The 17323-nt window shown below is 69.5% G+C and carries 23 protein-coding genes; 11 read left to right on the top strand and 12 right to left on the bottom strand.

Annotated elements, in window-relative coordinates; genetic code table 11:
• Window positions 1-98 precede the first annotated feature (98 nt).
• The 3 genes from ADY59_RS03855 to ADY59_RS03845 all read left to right on the top strand — a co-directional run bounded on the left by ADY59_RS03855 (window position 99) and on the right by ADY59_RS03845 (window position 2763).
• The gene (locus tag ADY59_RS03855) at window positions 99-458 is read left to right on the top strand and encodes a hypothetical protein (RefSeq protein ID WP_049557612.1); all 360 of its coding nucleotides are present in this window, start codon (window positions 99-101) and stop codon (window positions 456-458) included.
• Between the two features lie 662 nt (window positions 459-1120).
• Window positions 1121-1498: a hypothetical protein gene (locus ADY59_RS03850; RefSeq protein WP_049557609.1), complete on the top strand. Its 378-nt coding sequence runs from the start codon at window positions 1121-1123 to the stop codon at window positions 1496-1498.
• Window positions 1499-1608: 110 nt separating this feature from the next.
• A complete protein-coding gene (locus ADY59_RS03845; RefSeq protein ID WP_197093421.1) occupies window positions 1609-2763 on the top strand; it encodes an ABC transporter substrate-binding protein in 1155 nt (384 codons plus the stop codon).
• Window positions 2764-2812: 49 nt separating this feature from the next.
• On the opposite strand, the gene ADY59_RS03840 is transcribed toward ADY59_RS03845, so the two are convergent.
• Together ADY59_RS03840 and ADY59_RS03835 are read right to left on the bottom strand one after the other, a co-directional pair.
• Complete coding sequence (locus ADY59_RS03840; RefSeq protein ID WP_049557604.1) at window positions 2813-3070, bottom strand: hypothetical protein; 258 nt, start codon at window positions 3068-3070, stop codon at window positions 2813-2815.
• The gene (locus ADY59_RS03835) at window positions 3067-3210 is read right to left on the bottom strand and encodes a hypothetical protein (RefSeq protein ID WP_156325275.1); all 144 of its coding nucleotides are present in this window, start codon (window positions 3208-3210) and stop codon (window positions 3067-3069) included. Before ADY59_RS03835 ends, ADY59_RS03840 begins: the two co-directional genes overlap by 4 nt.
• A 52-nt stretch (window positions 3211-3262) precedes the next feature.
• Between ADY59_RS03835 and ADY59_RS03830 the strand changes: the two genes are divergently transcribed.
• Both ADY59_RS03830 and ADY59_RS03825 read left to right on the top strand, forming a co-directional pair.
• Complete coding sequence (locus tag ADY59_RS03830; protein ID WP_049557599.1) at window positions 3263-3502, top strand: hypothetical protein; 240 nt, start codon at window positions 3263-3265, stop codon at window positions 3500-3502.
• Between the two features lie 227 nt (window positions 3503-3729).
• The gene (locus tag ADY59_RS03825) at window positions 3730-3969 is read left to right on the top strand and encodes a putative quinol monooxygenase (protein ID WP_049557596.1); all 240 of its coding nucleotides are present in this window, start codon (window positions 3730-3732) and stop codon (window positions 3967-3969) included.
• 83 nt (window positions 3970-4052) lie between these two features.
• Here the strand turns inward: ADY59_RS03825 and ADY59_RS53870 are convergent, their stop codons facing one another.
• A complete protein-coding gene (locus tag ADY59_RS53870; RefSeq protein ID WP_442937672.1) occupies window positions 4053-4223 on the bottom strand; it encodes a hypothetical protein in 171 nt (56 codons plus the stop codon).
• Between the two features lie 349 nt (window positions 4224-4572).
• Between ADY59_RS53870 and ADY59_RS03820 the strand changes: the two genes are divergently transcribed.
• The 3 genes from ADY59_RS03820 to ADY59_RS03810 all read left to right on the top strand — a co-directional run bounded on the left by ADY59_RS03820 (window position 4573) and on the right by ADY59_RS03810 (window position 8532).
• Complete coding sequence (locus ADY59_RS03820; protein WP_063780547.1) at window positions 4573-7311, top strand: helix-turn-helix transcriptional regulator; 2739 nt, start codon at window positions 4573-4575, stop codon at window positions 7309-7311.
• 68 nt (window positions 7312-7379) lie between these two features.
• The gene (locus ADY59_RS03815; protein ID WP_049557595.1) at window positions 7380-7844 is read left to right on the top strand and encodes a MarR family winged helix-turn-helix transcriptional regulator; all 465 of its coding nucleotides are present in this window, start codon (window positions 7380-7382) and stop codon (window positions 7842-7844) included.
• Between the two features lie 64 nt (window positions 7845-7908).
• The gene (locus tag ADY59_RS03810) at window positions 7909-8532 is read left to right on the top strand and encodes an NADPH-dependent FMN reductase (RefSeq protein WP_049557592.1); all 624 of its coding nucleotides are present in this window, start codon (window positions 7909-7911) and stop codon (window positions 8530-8532) included.
• A 364-nt stretch (window positions 8533-8896) separates the two neighbouring features.
• On the opposite strand, the gene ADY59_RS53210 is transcribed toward ADY59_RS03810, so the two are convergent.
• The 6 genes from ADY59_RS53210 to ADY59_RS03785 all read right to left on the bottom strand — a co-directional run bounded on the left by ADY59_RS53210 (window position 8897) and on the right by ADY59_RS03785 (window position 12575).
• Window positions 8897-9022: a hypothetical protein gene (locus ADY59_RS53210; RefSeq protein WP_269433545.1), complete on the bottom strand. Its 126-nt coding sequence runs from the start codon at window positions 9020-9022 to the stop codon at window positions 8897-8899.
• A 335-nt stretch (window positions 9023-9357) separates the two neighbouring features.
• The gene (locus ADY59_RS03805) at window positions 9358-9546 is read right to left on the bottom strand and encodes a hypothetical protein (protein ID WP_049557590.1); all 189 of its coding nucleotides are present in this window, start codon (window positions 9544-9546) and stop codon (window positions 9358-9360) included.
• Window positions 9547-9735: 189 nt separating this feature from the next.
• Entirely contained in the window at window positions 9736-9858 is a 123-nt protein-coding gene (locus ADY59_RS49585; RefSeq protein WP_156325274.1) for a transposase, read from the bottom strand.
• Window positions 9859-10060: 202 nt separating this feature from the next.
• Entirely contained in the window at window positions 10061-10528 is a 468-nt protein-coding gene (locus ADY59_RS03795; RefSeq protein WP_156325273.1) for a hypothetical protein, read from the bottom strand.
• A 148-nt stretch (window positions 10529-10676) separates the two neighbouring features.
• Window positions 10677-10991: a hypothetical protein gene (locus tag ADY59_RS49580; RefSeq protein WP_156325272.1), complete on the bottom strand. Its 315-nt coding sequence runs from the start codon at window positions 10989-10991 to the stop codon at window positions 10677-10679.
• Between the two features lie 120 nt (window positions 10992-11111).
• Window positions 11112-12575 (bottom strand): FAD-binding oxidoreductase, encoded by a 1464-nt coding sequence (locus ADY59_RS03785; protein ID WP_231618528.1) that lies wholly within the window; start codon window positions 12573-12575, stop codon window positions 11112-11114.
• Window positions 12576-12651: 76 nt separating this feature from the next.
• Between ADY59_RS03785 and ADY59_RS03780 the strand changes: the two genes are divergently transcribed.
• Window positions 12652-13164: a MarR family winged helix-turn-helix transcriptional regulator gene (locus ADY59_RS03780; protein ID WP_156325271.1), complete on the top strand. Its 513-nt coding sequence runs from the start codon at window positions 12652-12654 to the stop codon at window positions 13162-13164.
• A gap of 104 nt (window positions 13165-13268) precedes the next feature.
• On the opposite strand, the gene ADY59_RS03775 is transcribed toward ADY59_RS03780, so the two are convergent.
• The 3 genes from ADY59_RS03775 to ADY59_RS03765 all read right to left on the bottom strand — a co-directional run bounded on the left by ADY59_RS03775 (window position 13269) and on the right by ADY59_RS03765 (window position 15140).
• Window positions 13269-13730 carry a MerR family transcriptional regulator gene (locus tag ADY59_RS03775; RefSeq protein ID WP_231618527.1) on the bottom strand — a complete coding sequence of 154 codons (462 nt, stop codon included), beginning with the start codon at window positions 13728-13730 and terminating at the stop codon, window positions 13269-13271.
• Window positions 13727-14158 carry a hypothetical protein gene (locus tag ADY59_RS03770; RefSeq protein WP_197093419.1) on the bottom strand — a complete coding sequence of 144 codons (432 nt, stop codon included), beginning with the start codon at window positions 14156-14158 and terminating at the stop codon, window positions 13727-13729. Before ADY59_RS03770 ends, ADY59_RS03775 begins: the two co-directional genes overlap by 4 nt.
• A gap of 88 nt (window positions 14159-14246) precedes the next feature.
• Window positions 14247-15140 carry a LysR family transcriptional regulator gene (locus ADY59_RS03765; RefSeq protein ID WP_049557577.1) on the bottom strand — a complete coding sequence of 298 codons (894 nt, stop codon included), beginning with the start codon at window positions 15138-15140 and terminating at the stop codon, window positions 14247-14249.
• Between the two features lie 161 nt (window positions 15141-15301).
• Here ADY59_RS03765 and ADY59_RS03760 point away from each other — a divergent pair, with 161 nt between their 5' ends.
• Complete coding sequence (locus ADY59_RS03760; protein ID WP_049557575.1) at window positions 15302-15679, top strand: VOC family protein; 378 nt, start codon at window positions 15302-15304, stop codon at window positions 15677-15679.
• A 102-nt stretch (window positions 15680-15781) separates the two neighbouring features.
• Complete coding sequence (locus tag ADY59_RS03755) at window positions 15782-17308, top strand: MFS transporter (protein WP_049557574.1); 1527 nt, start codon at window positions 15782-15784, stop codon at window positions 17306-17308.
• Window positions 17309-17323 lie beyond the last annotated feature (15 nt).

The following is a 17323-nucleotide window of genomic DNA, read 5'->3' as shown; positions in this document are numbered from 1 at the left end:
GCCGGTAAGTCATGGTGGCTCCATGCGTGGAGGCACGACTGGGCAAGACCCAGGCATGCGGGCTGGATCCCAGGGCTCGCGCGAGCAACCATGGGAAGGTGCGTGAGACATTCGCCCACGAGGCGATGATCGCCATGGAAGCACGCGGTGATGTGCGCGCCCCCGGTGCGGCGATCACGGTGGCCCTGTGCGGGGACTGGGAGCATGAGCCGCCCTGCCCGATCGCTCCGCACCATACGGCTGCCGTCCACCGGGGCGGCACGGTGCGTGTGCGCGTGCTGTTCGCCGCGGAGCCGGAAGTGGAGGGTGAAGTGCGGGGTCGCATTGACGCCGCGCTCGCGCTGGGCACGCTTGAGGGCCCGGACGGGACGACGACTCGATGGCGGCTTCTGGATTCCGGGGCCGGTCGCCTGCGTGCCGGGGAGTTGCCGCATGCCGAGCGTCTCCGGAGTAGCTGAACGCGGTCTGGATCGTCCTGCTCCTCGCCTGCGCGGAACCCGCAACGCCGAAGCGGCACGAGGGCCGACAAGCCGCCCTACCAGCTACCAGCGCCTCGTCTGGATTACCCGCTACATGCGCTCCAGGCATGCGACGACTTCGGCGCCCGACGCCGCGCGCGCTGTGTAGTGGGTTAGCCGCACATTGCGGATATTCATTGCAACTTTGCAGGGCCAGGCATCCCTGTATTGATGCACTTCGCCTGACAGCATCGCCTTATTGCCGCTTTCCTGTCAACGGCCGTCGTTTGCGGGTCAGGGCGGACAACGCCCAGGACCGTCGCAGTAGAGAAATGCCGGTGAGAAGTAACAGCGCTGAAGGCTGCAGATCTCCCGAGGTCGTCGAGCAAGCAGTTGGCCAATCCTGTCGATCTTCGGTGTTCTCAGGGGGCTCGTCGTAGCCAGTAGTCGAGGGCTGTGACGTCGTGGGTGAAGTGCCTTGTCGAGAATGCCGCGGTAGTGATCGATCACCTGATCACCCTGGCGAAGCCGACCGCCTGCGCACCACAGCGGTTCCAAGAATTCCTATAACGAATCATGGCGATGCCATTACTGTCTGTAAGGTCAAGTCGCTCAGTGTGACTGGACAGCCCCAACCCTCCGACCCATCGAGAACGGGAACAATGCAGACACTTAGGAAGATCGTCGTCGTGGCGGCGGCTGTCGCCGGCGTCATGGCCACGCCGGTCGGGATCGGCGCCGCCGGCGCCCACACCGGGGACCGCGACGGAGGCACGGGCGGCCTGCTGTCCAACGTCTCCGGACGGAACTCCTCCGGCCACGCCAACCTCTGCGGCACGGGCAAGCTGTCCCTGCTCAAGGAGCGCACCTGTGTGACCGAGGACCGCCATCACCCCGGCGGCGGTGACGTCGCCGGTCCCAGCGGCGGCGTCCTGTCCAACCTGCTCTTCGCCCGCAACGCCTCTGGCCACAGCAACAACTGCGGCAACGAGACGGTCTCCATCCTGAGCCGCACCACCTGCGTGACCGTGCACGGGTAACGACCGAGCACCCGCCGGGGGCCTGCCCGCCCAGGCCCCCGAGCCCCTCCCACGTCGGACCACTGACCGAGGCGATGATGGCTTCAGATCCGCAGTTGTGCATAGGCGCCGTGATCCCGCGCACCGGGCGGCTGGCCCGGCTCGGGGATCCGCTGTCGTTCCTGATCCCCTGGCTGGCGCCGCAGCTGACCCACATAGTCAACGGCAGCCGCCGCTACGCCCTGCGCGTCGCAATCCGAGACAGCCGGTCGGACCCCGCCCACGCACGCCGGGCCGTACGCGAACTGGTGGACCACGAGCGGGCGCACGTCGTGATCACCATGGCCGGCACCCGGGTGCTGCCCGCGGTGGTCGCCGCCTGCGAGGAGCTCGGGGCGCCGTGCGTGTCGACCACCTTCCCCTGGCAGGCGTACGTCCACCGGCCCGGCGCAGCGGAGCCCGAGCGGTTCGACTGGGCTTACCATTTCGCCTGGGGGCTGGACGACATCGCCACCGTGTTCGCCGAGATATGGGAGCGCCTGGGGCCGGCGCGGACGGTGGGATGCCTGTGGAACGACGACGTGCAGGGCCGGCTGCTGCGCCACGACCGTGACGGATTCGCGCCCGTGGCCAGGAAGCGCGGCCACACCCTCATCGACCCCGGCGGCTACGCGGAGCCCGCCACCGACCTGAGCGACCACGTGGACCACCTGCGTCGTCACAGCACCGAGATCATCACCAGCGCCGCCACGGCCTCTGACCTGGCGCTCTTTCACCGCCAGGCGTGCGAATCGCGGCTGCGCCCACGCCTGATCACGTGCTCGCGGTGGCTGGCCTACCCGCACGCCGGCGTCACCGGCGGCGCGGAACTGGCCGAGGCGCGGGTGGGCACCCTGGTCTACTGGACGCCGCGCCATCCCTACCGGTCCAGCCTGGACGGCACCACCGCCGCCGGCCTGGCCGCCGCGTACGAGCAGGCGACGGGCAAGGCGTGGCTGCAGCCCCTGGGCCTGGCCCACGCCCTGATCGAGGTCGCCTGCCACGCGCTGTCCCATGCCGCTGACCCGGCCGACCGTCACGCCGTCGCCCGGGCGCTCAGCCGTACGCACATCACCACCATGGCCGGGTCGCTGGACTGGACGAGCGGCCCCACGCCGAACATCGCGCTCGTCCCCCTGGCCGGCGGCCAATGGCAGCCGACCCGCCACGGACATGACCTGGCCGTGGTCACCAACACCGGCCTGCCCGAGGTGCCCATCACCGGGGACCTGGTGGTGGCGCCATGAACGCCGATGCCCCGGAATCCCTGCGGGGCCCGGGGCATCGTACGAAGAATCAGCCCCTGTGCGGGTAGCGGTGGTCGGTCGGCGGGACGAGGAACAAGCTCACGTCGCCGGTCGGCTCCGGCAGAGCCCGCAGCAGGGTGTGCCGCAGTGGCGGTACCGGGCCGGGCCCGCGCCGCCGGACGACCGCGCCCTGCCCGATGGCTGCGACCGGCAACTGGATCGTGATCAGGGCCGAGCGGCGTGAAGCCAGCGCCCACTCGGCCGCCGAGGCGCCCAGCATGGCGCGGCCGCGCAGCCGGGCGTTCATACGGTGGTGTCCCGGGAGTACGGGGTGGCGGCCAGGCGGGCCAGGTCGATCGTCCGTCTGGCCGGACGACTGCCGGTCGGCAGCGCCTGGACGAGCCGGTGCTGCAGGAGATGGGCGGGGCGGGCGTGCCGGCCCGGCACCCACGGGCCACACCACTGGCCCAGCTGGCGGACCGACAACGCGCCGCGTGAGGTGGTCGTCGATCATCAGCCCGGCGATCCGGGCGACGGGCCGGTCGTGGCGGGCGTACGCGACCGGCATCGGCGGCCGGTCGGTGAACAGCAGGCGCGGGCGGGTGGTCCGTTTGCGGATGGCGCTGCGCCGGGCGTGGTTGTGCAGGTGGACACGTTCGTCGTGGTCCAGGCGCAGGGCGACGGCGTGGAGGATGTCCGGGGAGACATTGCGGGCGCGGCCTTGTTCCAGCGGGTGTAGTAGTCGACGCTCACGCCGGCCAGCAGTGCGAGTTCTTCGCGGCGGCTGGGCGGGATCCATGCCGTCCAGTATCCGAGGTTTGTCGCGGCGTGCCTGGTTCTGTCAGCCCCAGTGCCGGACGACCGGGGTCGATCAGCGCTCTGGATGGCCCGGCGCGGTACGCGCAGGATGAACGTCGTCCGCCAAGCGGACATCCGATGAACATCCCAGAGCAGGAGTGAGCAGTCATGTCGAACACCCGCACCATCGTGGCCGGTTTCGTTGCCGCGCCGGGGCAGGAGGAGCGGCTGCGCGAGGAACTGGCCACGATGATCGAGCCGTCGCCGGCGGACGAGGGGTGCCTGCGTTACCGGCCGTACGTCGACCCGGCCCACCCCGAGCGGATGGTCATCGTGGAGGAGTGGGCCGATGCCGCGGCACAGGACCACCACTTCACGCTGTGGCGCCTGACCGACGTCACCGCCTGACGGAGGCCGCCGAGTTTCCGCACGCGAGCAGCCGAGGCGAAGCATGGCTGCGTACCTTCATACGCGTCCCCCGGCGGGGGCGTTCACGAGTGGCTTTGGCGGCTCGGCCAGGTACTCGTGCGGGAGCGCTCAGGAAGCGTCGGCGTCGATCTCGCCGCTGAGGGCGACCGGTCTCTTGTGGTGCGCGGCCAGATCTGGTTGCCGTAGTCGAAGTGCCACCACTCGTCGGCGCCGGCCCGGAATCCGGCCCCCATCATGGCGTCCCTCAATATCCGCCGGTGATCCGGCCGGCCGGGTTCCCGGCATGGTCCTCGTGATTGAGTGCTGCCGACTCGGGCCGAGGTGGTCGAACGAGGCGCCCATGTCGAGGTCGTTCCCATGCCGATCGTCGACCGATCCGCCGGTGGTGTGGGGAGGAATGCGCCGCGAGTTCCACGGGTCGGTGACGAGGAGCTCCGCTTCCTTTCGCAGCTCGTCCTCTCCCATGCCCAGGTGATCGCTGCCGGTCGCCGCGGAGGCGCGTGATCGGGGCAAGTAGCCTGGGCCGGTGTTGCCGATGCTTCGTACGGATGTCGTGTCCCACCCCCGCGGGGTGTCCTGCTGATGGTCTGGCCGTCCTCTGGGGGAAAGCTGTGGGGGCGTGACGCCGAGCGGGCCGAGATCGCGCGCTTGACGGCGCGGGTGCGGTCGGGCCGCAGCGGAGTTCTGGTGTTGCGTGGTGCGGCGGGTGTCGGAAAGACCGCCCTGCTCGATCAAGTGGTGCGCGATGCCGCCGGGTTGCGGGTGCTTCGGGTCACGGGTGTGGAGGCCGAGACGGCGCTGCCTTTCGCCGCTCTGCAGAGGCTGCTGCGCCCTGTTCTGAACCGGCTGGATGAGGTGCCGGATGTGCAGGGCTCGGCGCTGCGTGGCGCGCTGGGCATGTCCGGAGCAGGAGGAAGAGAGCATTTCCTCGTCGGGCTCGCCGTGCTCACCATGCTGTCCCACCTGGCCGAGGAGCAGCCGGTGTTGTGCTTGATCGACGATGCCCACTGGCTCGACGCGGCCTCGGCCGGGGCCCTGCTGTTCGTCGCGCGGCGGGTCGAGGCAGAGGGCGTCTCCATGGTGTTCTCGGCCAGGGACGGGTTCGAGGCCCCCGGACTGCCTGAGCTGACGCTCGACGTGTTGGAACGCGAGGTCGCCGCGAATCTTCTCGCCGCGCGGGAGCCTGAGCTGTCGCCGGCGATACGGGAGCGGATCATCGAGGAATCGGCGGGCAATCCTCTCGCGTTGATCGAGTTGACGGCCGGGCTCAGCGCCGAGCAGCGAGCCGGGCGGGCGGAGCCGCCGCCCGCGCTGCCGGTCACCGAGCGTGTCCTCGCCGCGTTCGGCGGTCAGATCGATCGCTTGCCTCCCACGTCCCGGCTCGTGCTGACGATCGCCGCCGCCGAGGGAACGGGCGATCTCGGTACGGTGCTGCAGGCAGCCCGGATCTTGGGCGGATCCGCCGGGGATCTGGACGCCGCCGAGGAAGCCGGCCTGCTGCGGGTCACCGGGGACGTGATCACCTTCCGCCATCCGCTGATCCGCTCGACGGCCTACCAGCGGGTGCCCCTCACCACCCGGCTGGCCGTTCACGAGGCGCTCACGGACGTCGTGGACGGGGATCGGAGAGTGTGGCACCTCGCCGCGGCCGCCGCGGCGCCCGACGAGAGCGTCGCGACCGAATTGGAGCGGGCCGCCGAACGCGCGCGGGAGCGTGGCGCGCCTGCGGCGGCGGTCCCCGCCTATGAACAGGCCGCCCGGCTCAGCCCTGACCGGGCCGAGCGGGCCAGGCGGATGACGCTCGCCGCGCAGTCGGCGATCACGGCGGGCCGGATCGAGCAGGCGGCCGCGCTGGCCGAGCGTGCTGTCGAGCTGAGCGAGGACCGGTTCCTGCGCGCCGGGCTGGCGATGGTCCGGGCGAGCGTGGAGTCGCAGCGTGCCACCCCACGGGGTGCCGCACGGCTTCTGATCGACAACGCCGAGCCCATCGTGGGCGATGATCCAGGGTTGGCGCTGTCTCTGCTGATCACCGCGGCCGATAGTGCCTGGTCCACCGGCGAGTACGCCGAACTGCGCCAGGTGGCGGCGCTCGCCACCGGCCTGACTCCTGGCGTCGGCGACGCGCGGACCGCGGAGGCGGTCGCCGTGCTCGGATTCCTCGTCGACGGCCACTACGCGCGGGCGCTGCCCGTACTCGATGATTTCGTCACGACGGTACGCGCTCAGCCTGCCGGCAGTCTTTACGTCCGCCTCCTGGCGGGCAACCTTGCCCTGCTGCTCGGCGACGATGAGGCAGCGCTGGAACTGGCCGCCGCTGATGTGGCGCGCAGCCGTAGACGCGGGCAGGCGGGCGCCCTGCCCGCGACCTTGCGGATCCTGGCGCAAGCACAGGTCATGGCCGGCCTGCACCACGATGCCGGCGCCACCGTCGCGGAAGCTCTCACCTTCGCCCGCGACACCGGTCAAGGTCACCGGATCGGCGGGCTCGCCGCAATCACGGCCCAGATCGCGGCCGTTCAGGGCGACGAGGACCGCTGCCATGCGTCGGCCAGGGATGCGGGAGCGAGTCTCGGGGGCTTCGGCGGTGTCGCGGAGGTGGGGGCATCCGCGAACTCCGCGTTGGGCCTGCTCGACCTGGGTTCGGGCCGGTACGAGCAGGCCTTGCGCAGGTTGGAGGAAACCGTCACCGGGCCCGCCTCTCATACGGCCGCCGCCCTGTTCGCCATTACCGAGCTGGTCGAAGCCGCCGTCCGTGCCGGTGTGCCGGAACGGGCTCAGCATCCGTTCGCCCGGTTCCTGGCGTGGGCCCAAGCAGGAAACAAGCCGTGGGCAACGGCCGTCGCGCTGCGTTGCCAGGCCCTGCTCGGTCCCGATGAGGAGGCCGAGGGGTCGTACACGCAAGCAGTGCGCCTGCACGAGAGGGGAGGGCGGCCCTTCCAGCGCGCCCGCACCGAACTGCTGTACGGGGAATGGCTGCGCCGGAGCCGTCGCCGGTCGGATGCGCGTGTGCCGCTGCGTTCCGCCTTGGCGATTTTCGAGCGGTTGGGGGCCAAACCGTGGGCGGAACGCGCGCGGGCCGAGCTGCGAGCCTCGGGTGACGTCGCACCGGCCGACGCCGGCGGGGCAGACGCGCTCGGCCGCCTGACACCGCAGGAGTTGCAGATCGTCAGGCTCGCCGCCGAGGGACTCAGCAACCGCGACATCGCCGCGCAACTGTTCCTCAGCCACCGAACCGTCGAATACCACCTCTACAAGGCCTATCCCAAGCTCGGCATCGGTTCCCGAAGCGAGCTCGCCCGCCGCCAGTGGCGACTACCGTGACGCCACGGATTCGGCCGGGTCCCCTGTTCTTTTAGCGTCGTACCCAACGACGACGAAAGGACGAGGAAATGCCGGACACCGACGCCGAACTCGCCGCACAGCCGGCCGGGTACTGGACCGGGGTGGCCCACGAGGCCATCATCACGTTCATCCGAGCCCGGCAGGCCGAACTGGGCTTCACCCAGCCCCAGTTCTGGCTGCTGCGCAACCTGTCGAAGAACGACATCTCACCCGACGGCCACGGCATGACCATCCCCGAACTCCAGCAGGCCATGAGCTCCTACATCAGGCCCGAAGACGACCTGGAGGCAGAGTCGGAAGTCCTGGTGGAACGTTGCTGGCTCACCCGTGACGCCGAGGGGCGGCTGTGGATCACCGAGCGGGGGGATGAGGCTCGTGCCGATCTCAAGCAGCATGCGCCGGCGATCCGGGCTCGCATCCACCAGGGCATCGACGACGCCGACTACGTGACTACGCTCAAGGTGCTGCAACGGATGATCGACAACGTCGGAGCCGGGACACGGGCGTCGTAGGCGAGCTCCCCGAACCTCGACCGAACCTCGACCGAGCGAGCATCCAGAAGAGAAGAGAAGACTCGTGCTCAAAGTAGCCGTGATCATCGGCAGCACACGCCCAGGACGTAATGGGGAGGTCGTGGCGCAATGGGTCCACAACGTCGCGGCCAGACGCACCGACGCAGAATTCGAGCTGGTGGACCTCAGGGATTTCGACCTGCCGCATCTGGATGAGGAGATGCCGGCGGCGACCGGCCAGTACAGCCGGGCGCACACCCAGAAATGGGCTGCGAAGATCGCTTCCTTCGACGCCTACGTGTTCGTAACACCTGAGTACAACCGCTCGACATCCGGTGTGCTGAAGAATGCCATCGATTTTCTCTACACCGAATGGAACAACAAGGCGGCGGGGTTCGTCAGCTACGGCGTCGACGGCGGCAACCGCGCCGTGGAGGCGCTGCGACTGGTGATGGGCGAACTCCAGGTCGCGGATGTACGCGCTCAGGTCGGACTGTCGCTGGTCACCGACTTCGAGAACTACAGCACGTTCCGACCGGCGGCCCAGCGTGAGGACATCCTCGCCACGATGCTGGATCAAGTGATCGCCTGGGGCGAGGCGCTGCGGCCACTTCGTCATACCTGTTCAAGCAGGCCACCCGGTGGGAGAGGGCTTGCACCCCGCACCAGCAGCGGCACTCGCGGCTGACCCATTTGGGCGAGGACGGCTGATCTGCCGGTGGGCACCAGCACCCGGCCCACGCCGGGCGCTCCGGCGGCGGCCGTCAGCCGGACCACCATGCTGGTCTTCTCGGGGAAAGGCACAACCTGCGGGACCGCCGGCCCGGGGCCCGGGCGGCGTCCAAGCTCCCGCGGATGCCTTGCTCCAAGGCGGCTTACTGGAGCGCTTGGGCGCGTTCGCTGGGGTAGGGACCGATTGTGTGATGAGTTCAGCGTGCGGATGGGCTGCTTCCGTGGTGATCGGCCGCTTCGACACACGAATGCGAGGCGGCCTCCGCGGGGCGGGGGACGGCCTTGCCGAGCTCGGGGCCGATGGTGGCGCGGGTGGAGATCTACCCGGCGAAGACGCGGGTGACGCCCGCGGCCTGGAGCGTGTCGAGCGACTGGCGGACGGTGGAGGCGCGGGCGTAGCCGATCCGTACGTGCCCCGCAGGTTCGGCGTCTGTAGAGGCCGTCACGCACCGCGGAAGTGTTTCACGGGAGCGATTCACACAGCTGTCTGTCTGCACCGACCCATGAAACCGCGTTCGCCCTGAAGACGCCCGAACCTCCAGGTCGATCAGTACAGGCCGCCCCACCGTAGTCAGGTCATGAAAACGTCGCCGGTAGCGGCTATGGCGTCTACCCGGCGGGAGGGGCGCTCGTCGGCTCGAGTCCGAGTGCTGATCAGCACACCCTCTCCGGCGCGTTTGATCGCTAGAGCATGCACCTGATGGAGATCTCGACAAGTGACAGCGTTTGCCGCTTCTCCTGCGACAGCGATCGTTTCCGCTTGAAGACGATTCACAAGGCGTCACATCGCTCGCGTGATCAACAGTGATGTGCAGGGGTTCAGCAACATCCTCTTACGCAGGTGCAGCCCGACGATGCCGGAACAGCGCATCACCCGCGCCACCCGCTTGTGATTGACCCGGCGGCCCCGGCGCAGCCGCTTGACGCCGAAGGCGTCGCGCTGGTCGTCAACGAACGCGTAGCGGCTCACCAGTTCGTCTCTCCCGCGAATATTTTCGCCGCCCGGCGCAGGTTGTCGCGTTCCAGCTCCCGGACCCGAGCCTTGAGCGCTTTTTCTCCCCTTCCAGCACGTCGTCGGACGATAGCGGGCCTCGCGCAGGCTTCTTTGCCGGGCCCGTACCTTGGCGCCCGCGCTGCCGTCCGCCTGTGCCTGACGCACCTAGTTACGCAGCGTCTCCCGGCTGATCACCACATCCTCGGCCACCGAGGCCAGCGTCCGTCCCGGATCGGACAGGTACAACGCGACGGCGTCCGACTTGAACTCCGGCGGATACGACTTCATCGGCCACATGGAACTCCTTGTCTCCGGATCGCCATCGATTCATACGCCACGTCCGTGGAGGTGCCCCCGACAACACACAGTGACCGATCCACAAGATCTCTCTCAACGGTCATCAAAAATCCTGGTCGCCAGCCACTGACGATCCTGGCAGGTGGCTGCGGATCTCCAGGCGGGCGGCCATGGTGAATCCTGCTGGACGGACTCACGCCAGAACAGGAGCGGAGCGGGTACGGCGCTGATAGGAGCGGGTGCCCAATGCGAGGGCCGTTCCCAGGCCCGCGAAGGCCAGTCCGCCCACGTAACCGACCCAGGGCGACCAGCCTTCCGCGACGGCCATGAAGCCCACGGCTGAGGCGATCAAGGTGATGGTGCCGTACGGGATGAGGATCAAGGAGCCTGCCCACCCCGGGACCAGCAGCAGCCAGCGCGGCAGCCGTTCGCCCCACGGGCGGGCCAGTGCGACCAGCAAGAGCACGCCCACGAGGGCGCCCAGGACGGTGAAGTCGATCCCGTGGCGTTCCATCCAGACCAGCGCCTCGGGCGCGCCGTTGGCCAGCATCTCCGCCCCCAGGTCACCGGCCGGTCGGCCGGCGTTCCCGCCGAAGGCCCAGTAGGTCTTCATCGCGATGTACGGGGCCAGAGCGGCGATTCCGAACCATGTTGATCTCACGTCCTCAATCATGGCGATGCCACCGGGGACGTGCCTCACACCTGGGAGCCACGTGGCTCCCCCGTTCGGGGGATTGTCAACGATGTCTGAAATGGGCTCTGGCCCGATTTCCGTGATTCTTCAGGCAGGCGGCTCAGGCTAACGCCGATCATGGCGAATGATCGTCTCTGAGCTGCTCGGGATCTGCTTTCCCCACTTGGCCGGTGTCCACATCGACCGCCTGTTCTGCTACGAGCGGCGATTGTTCGACCAGGCGCCGGCCGGTCACGAGATTGTGATCCACCTGCAGGCCGCCCGGTACTTCTGCCGCGACACCGGGCACCTTCGCCGAGCAGGTGCCCGGCGCCACGGTGGCGACAGCACCGCCCTGCGCGAGGCGTTGACCGCTATTGCGCCGGCCACCTGACTGACCGGTGGGGCGGGCGAATCCGGACCTTCTTCGCAAGTGGGTCTGTTCGTACATCAGCCACCACCTTGCCTGCTTCCTATGTGGTGCGGATTTTTGCCGCAGGATTGCTGGAGAAGCGCCGCGCCCGTTCCACCCGGCAGCAGCGAGCCGGGCGCCCTTGGCCTGGTCGAACAGCTAATGGCTGTCGCGTCGATCCTCGGCCCCGGAAGAGGACGAATGGGGCCCGGGGTTGGCGGGTGGGATGTTGTGGTTGAGCCGGAAAGTGTTGTCCGGATCGTAGACGGCCTTGATTTCGGTGAGGCGCTGGTAGTCCTTGGGCTCGTACGCCGAGCGCACCTCTTTGGCGGAGTCCTCGCCATTCATGAAGTTCAGGAGCCGGCCGCCGGTGCTCCACGGGCGGAGTGCTTCGAGCATACGTCGGTGTGCAGGCCGGATTTCGGTGATGTCGGCCCGTTCCAGCCGGGAGACCACGTTGAACAGGTATCGCGCCTCCCGGTTGCCCACGGCGTTGGCCGCGGCCGGGGGGAGGGCAAGCCGGCCGCCGAGGTGCCGCAGTTCGAAAATGTGCGGCACGGCTGTGCGGGGCGGGGCCAGGTCGAGGATGGCACGTACCGCCGTGGAGTCGAGCTCGCCGAGCAGGGCGGTGCCGGCCTCGATGGATCCGGGGAAGGGCGGATCGGCGTAGATGGACCCGGCTTCCGTGTAGGGCAGTTCGCCGAGAGTGTCGCTCATCGGGCCGAGGGCCCGTAGCGGCTCGACCAGGTTCTCGGCGGCGTCGAGCACGTCGGCGGCGTAGGCGATGCGGACATGGACGACCTGCCGACCCCGCAAGGACTCCGGGAACGCGGGGATGTCCGGGTAGGACATCTGCATGATCGACGAGCTCATCTCGTCGGGCACGGTGGCCGTCCAGCGCAGATAGGTGTCGAACACTTCGGCGGACAATTCGCCCGGGAACTGCAGTGATCCACCGTAGATGGTGGTGATCGGCACGAGGCCGATCTCGATGCCGGTCACCACGCCGAAGTTGTCCCGGCCGCCCCGTAGTCCCCAGAACAGGTCCGGGTACGACTCCTCGGTGACATGGCGGAGCCGGCCGTCCGCTGTGACGACGTCGATGCTGCGTACGTGATCGGCGGCGTAGCCGTAGCGCCGGGAGAGCAGGCCGAGCCCTCCGGCCAGGGTGTAGGGCACCACGGCGAGGCCCGGATAGGAGCCCGACAGCGGCGCCAACCCGGCAGGCGCGGCCTCGTGGATCACTTCGTCCCATCGGGTTCCGGCTGCCACCCAGGCCGTCCCCGCCTCGGGATCCACCCGGACACCCGTCATCCGAGCGGTGTTGATCAGCACCCCGCCCACCCCGGCGATGCCGGCTGACGCATGCCCGGTGCCTTGCACGGCCACCGGGAGCGCGTGGGTTCTCGCGAAGTCCACTGCGGCCCGCACGTCCGCGGCTCCGGTCGCGCCGACCACGAGGTCGGGCCGATGCTGGCGGGCGAGCTGGTACCCGGCCCGTTCGGTGTCGTAGTCCTCGTCCTCGGGTGTGAGCACCGGGCCTCTCACCCGCTTGGCCAGGGTCTTGACCTCGGCGGGGTCGATGCCGGCGGGCCGGAAGCGTTGTGGGGGTGAACTACTCACGATCATTTCCTCCGGGTTGTCGGTTTGACGCTCGATCGGCCGGAGCGGCCAAAGATAGTAAGGTGACCGTACTATCTTGCGGCGCGGTATTGTCAAGTCGCCTGACGAATTTCGAAGGAGGGACCCGGATGACGACGCGCGCCGGAAGACAGGGCGGCGAAGGATGAGCGGGATCCCACTTCCCGCCCTGTTCACGCAGGCCAAGGACGTCACCCTCGCGGAGCTGCACCGGCGGCTCGAGGAGGAGGGGTTCGAGGGGATCCGCTACAGCCACGGCGCCGTTTTCCGGTTCATCGACGCCGGGGGCTCGCGCCTGACCGTGCTCGCCGAGCGTTCAGGGCTCTCCAAGCAGGCGCTCGGCGAGGTGGTTACCGAGCTCGAACGGCAGGGCTACGTCGAGCGGACGACCGATCCGGACGACCAGCGTGCGAAGATCATCCGATTGACCGAACGGGGGATGCAGGCCCAGGCCGCCGCCGCTCGGCTCCTCGGGGACATCGAGCGGCGATGGGCACAGCACCTCGGCCGAGATCGGATCGCCGGCATGCGCCTGGCGCTGGAAGAGGTCATTCGCTTCGAGAAGGGGTAAGCGGGGCGTACCGTACCGGCGTCCCAGGCGCCTCGGCCGCCGGGAACCCGAGGAAGCGAAGAGGGGACCGGCGCGCGATGTGTTCAGCGCGGCCGCCTCCGTGATCACTTCTCCTTCGGGCGGCGGCCTTCGGCCAGGTCGGCGAAGGGCAGTGGGCAGTCGGGACAGGTGCAGTTCGTCAGGCTGTCGCAGCCCGCCGAGACCACGTCGGTCAGCGCGGCGCGAATGGTGGTCAGGTCCGCGATCTTCGCATCCACCTCGGCGATCTTCGCCTGGGCGCGGGTACGCAGATCCGGGGTCGGATGGCCGCGCCGCCCGGTGTCGAGCAGCTCGGCGACCTCCTCCAGCGTGAACCCGAGCCGCTGCGCCGCCTTGATCACCGTCAGCAATGTGACCGTATCCGGCGGGTAGGCCCGGTGGCCGCCGGGGCTGCGCACCGGCTCGGCGATCAGGCCGCGCCGCTCGTAGTAGCGCAACGTCTGCAGGTTGACCCCGGCCTGCTCGGCCACCTGCCCGCTGCGCAGGTACGGCCGGCTCGGCCCCTGCAACGCGATGTCCTGCCTCACGCCGGCCGCCCCACCCCGATGGGCGCGCGACTGCCCTCGAAGGCCGGCCCCGCCTCGGCTCCCCGGGCTCGAAGCGCGGCCGCGGTGTCTGTCGCGGTGCCGGCACGGACGTGCAGCGCGTCCAGCACCTCGGCCTGCTCGGGCGGCACCGCCACCTCCAACGCCAGGCTGCCGTCGGCGATGGTGAGGACGAAGGTGAAGAAGGAGCAGCAGCCGTTCTCCCGGGCCGCCAGTTCGGCGGCCCGGGCGGCGTTGCCCGGGCTGAAGACGAGGTCCAGGCGCAGCCGGGTACGATCCGGCCGCGCCACGCCCTGCACCGCCTCGGCGAACAAGGCGTCGAACTCGGCCACGCGCAACGGTTGCTCGGCGGTGGGCAGGGTGCAGGCGGAGGGCGCCCATCCCAGGTCAAGGGCGAGGTCGTTGGTCATACCTCGACGATAAACCTGTACCTGGGTACCGAATGCAAGCCCCTTCGGCGACGAGACCAGCCGTCATCGCGATGGCCGCCGGGCGACGCTACTGGCCACGGTTGCCGGCGACTGTGAGAAGGGTCTGGACGAATGCGCGCACCTTGGGGGTCTGTCCGGTGGCCGGCCACAGGAGGGCGTAGTCGAAGGGCGGGGCGTCGTGGAAGGGGACGAAGGCGAGGTCGGGCCTGGAGTAGTAGTCGGCGGCCAGGGCGGAGGTGGGGCAGACGCCTTTGCCCGCGCTGACCAGGGAGAGGACTTCCTGCCATGCGACGGTCGCGGGCCCGCGCGGGATGGGCCGGCCTGAGGGGGTGTGGCTCGGGAGGTGGAGGTCCAGCCAGTACTGCGGCGGGCCGGTGACCGTGATCAGCGGAGCGTCCGCGAGGTCTTCGAGCGAGATGGACGGGCGTCCGGCGAAGGGGTGCCCGGCCGGGACGACGAGGGCGCGCGGGAGGGAGAAGATGGTGGGCCCGGTGGTGATGTCGGGCTCGTCGACCGGGAGTTCGGTGAGCTGGAGGTCGAGTTCACGTCCTCGTAGCAGCGCGAATCCGTCGTTGAGCGGCAGCTCCTGGATCTGGATCTCGCAGCCGGGGTGGCGGGCGTTGAACGCGTCGGCGGCCTTGACGATGAGGTCGCCGCACCAGGCGGCGGAGAATCCCACGCGCAGGGTGCCGGTGATGCCGCGACCGACCGCGGCGGCCTTGGCGAGCGCCTCCTGGATCTGCTGGTAGCCGGGAAGCAGGTCGTCGCGGAGCTGCTGCCCGGCAGGGGTGAGGCTCACCTGCCGGCTGGTGCGCTCGAACAGCGTGGTGCCGAGCCCGCGTTCCTGCTTTCTGATCGCTTGGCTGATGCGGGCGGGGGACACGTGGAGCCGCTCGGCGGTGCGGCCGAAATGGAGCTCCTCGGCCAAGGCCAGAAAGATCTCGATGTCGCGCAGTTCCACCCCGGCCCCGTTCGTAAACCTCTGTGTTAACCGACCTTACGGGATCTCCCGTTGTTCCCCGCCCTGGCCAGGGCCAATCTTGAACCCATCACCGAAGGGCGGTCCTGCATGATCATTGATCCCGACGCGGTACTACGGCGCCGGACGCTTGCGATGACCTCATGAACGTCGTCGCCACTACCGTGTCGCTGAATGTCGCCGACATCCCGGCCGCCAGCCGGTTCTTCACCACCCATCTCGGTTTCCGGGAACTCGTGGCCGCCGAGGGCATCGTCTGGCTCGGCCGTGACGACGCCGCGGCCGACATCGTCCTGCTGCCGCGCCCCGGCGGGTCACTGCACCGGGAGGGCCCGGCGGAGGTGACCGTGTCCTTCGCCGTCCGGGGCATCGCCGCGGAGCAGCGGCGGCTCCTCGGCGAGGGCGTCACCATCACCGAGCCGTTGAGGCAGGAGCCCTGGGGCGAGTGGGTGCTACGGCTCACCGATCCCAACGGCGTCGTGGTCCAGCTCGTCGAGTGGCAGCCTCCGGCGGGCGCCTGACCGGTGCCCGGTGCCCGTCCCACCTGCCTGCGCGGGCGGCATTCATTCTTGCGGCCGGCGCTCACCCGAGCGCGCGGCGTACATCGTTATGAAGGGTTTTCGATGGAATCGACACAAGGGCGTCATCCGCGCCGCTGGCTGATCCTGGTGGTGCTGTGCCTGAGCACGCTGGTGCTGGTGGTCGACAACATGGTGCTCACGGTGGCGATCCCGCCGCTGGCAGCCGATCTCGGCGCCGGCGCCCAGGACACGCAGTGGATCTTGGAGTCCTACGTGCTGGTGTTCGCAGGGCTGCTGCTGACCGCGGGCGGTCTGTCGGATCGGTACGGCCGGCGCCGGGTCATGGTCATCGGGCTGGTGGTGTTCGGGGCCGCCTCCCTGGTCGCCGCCTATGCCGGTGACCCGGTCCAGCTCATCGCCGCCCGTGCCCTCATGGGGGTCGGCGGTGCGCTGATCATGCCGAGCACGCTGTCCATCCTGATCACCGTGTTCGACGACGCCGAACGGCGCAAGGCCATGGCCGCCTGGAGCGCGGTCGCGATGGTGGGGCTGATCGGCGGCCCGGTGCTGGGCGGAGTGCTGATCGCGTGGTTCTGGTGGGGCGCGGTCTTCCTGATCAACGTGCCGATCGCGGTGCTGGCGATCGTCGCCGCGCTGACGCTGATGCCGGAGTCCAAGGGCCCGTGGACCAAGCCCGACCCGCTGGGGGCGATCTTGTCGGTGGTCGGCATGACCGCCCTGGTCTGGACGATCATCGAACTACCGCAGCACGGGCTCGCCCACCCGGCCACCGCCGTCACCGCCGGGCTCGCCGTGCTCGCACTGACCGGCTTCGTGATGTGGGAGCTGCGCACCGCGCATCCGATGGTGCCGCTCGGCCTGTTTCGCAACCGTACCTTCAGCGGCGGCAGCTTCTCGCTGACCCTGGTGCAGATCGGCAACGGCGGTCTGCTGCTGGTGCTCACCCAGTACCTGCAGTACGTGCTCGGCTACACGCCCACCCAGGCCGGTCTGGCCTTCATCCCGATGGCGATCGCCTCGCTGTCGTTCAACACGCTGGGCGCCACCCTCGGCTCCAGGATCGGCAACCGGGCCCTGATCGTCGCCGGGCTGACCGTGTCGGCCTGCGGATTCGGCCTGCTGTCGGCGGCCTCCGCCGAGCACGGCTTCGTCCTGCCGGCCGCGGCCCTGCTCCTGTTGGGCGCCGGCGGCGGTCTGGCGATGCCCGCCGCCGTGTCCGCGTTGATGGGCACGGTGCCCGCGGAGCAGGCAGGCGTCGGCTCCGCGCTCAACGACACCATCCAGCAGATGGGCGCCGCCCTCGGCATCGCGATGCTGGGCAGCGTCCTTGCCGGTACCTACACCGCCGCGATGCCGGCCGACGCCCCTGAGGCGGCCCGCCGCTCGATCGCCGACGCGCTCACCACCGGGGACGCGACGCTGGCGCAGGCCGCCCGCGAGGCCTTCACCACGGCGATGTCGTCCGCGTTCGTGATCAGCGCCGCCGGCGTGCTGGCGGCGGCTGTCCTGGCCCTGATCGTCCTGCGCCGTGAGAAGGCCGCAGCTCCGCCTTCAGCGGCGCCCGCCGACGCGCCGGAACGCGTACTCGTGCCGGCCACCCACTCCTGACCTCCCCTTCCCGCC

It is taken from the genome of Nonomuraea sp. SBT364 (genome assembly GCF_001083785.1).
Classification (GTDB): Bacteria; Actinomycetota; Actinomycetes; order Streptosporangiales; family Streptosporangiaceae; genus Nonomuraea.
The sequence above is the reverse complement of the archived record's forward strand: the minus strand, read 5'-3'. Positions and strand labels throughout refer to the sequence as shown.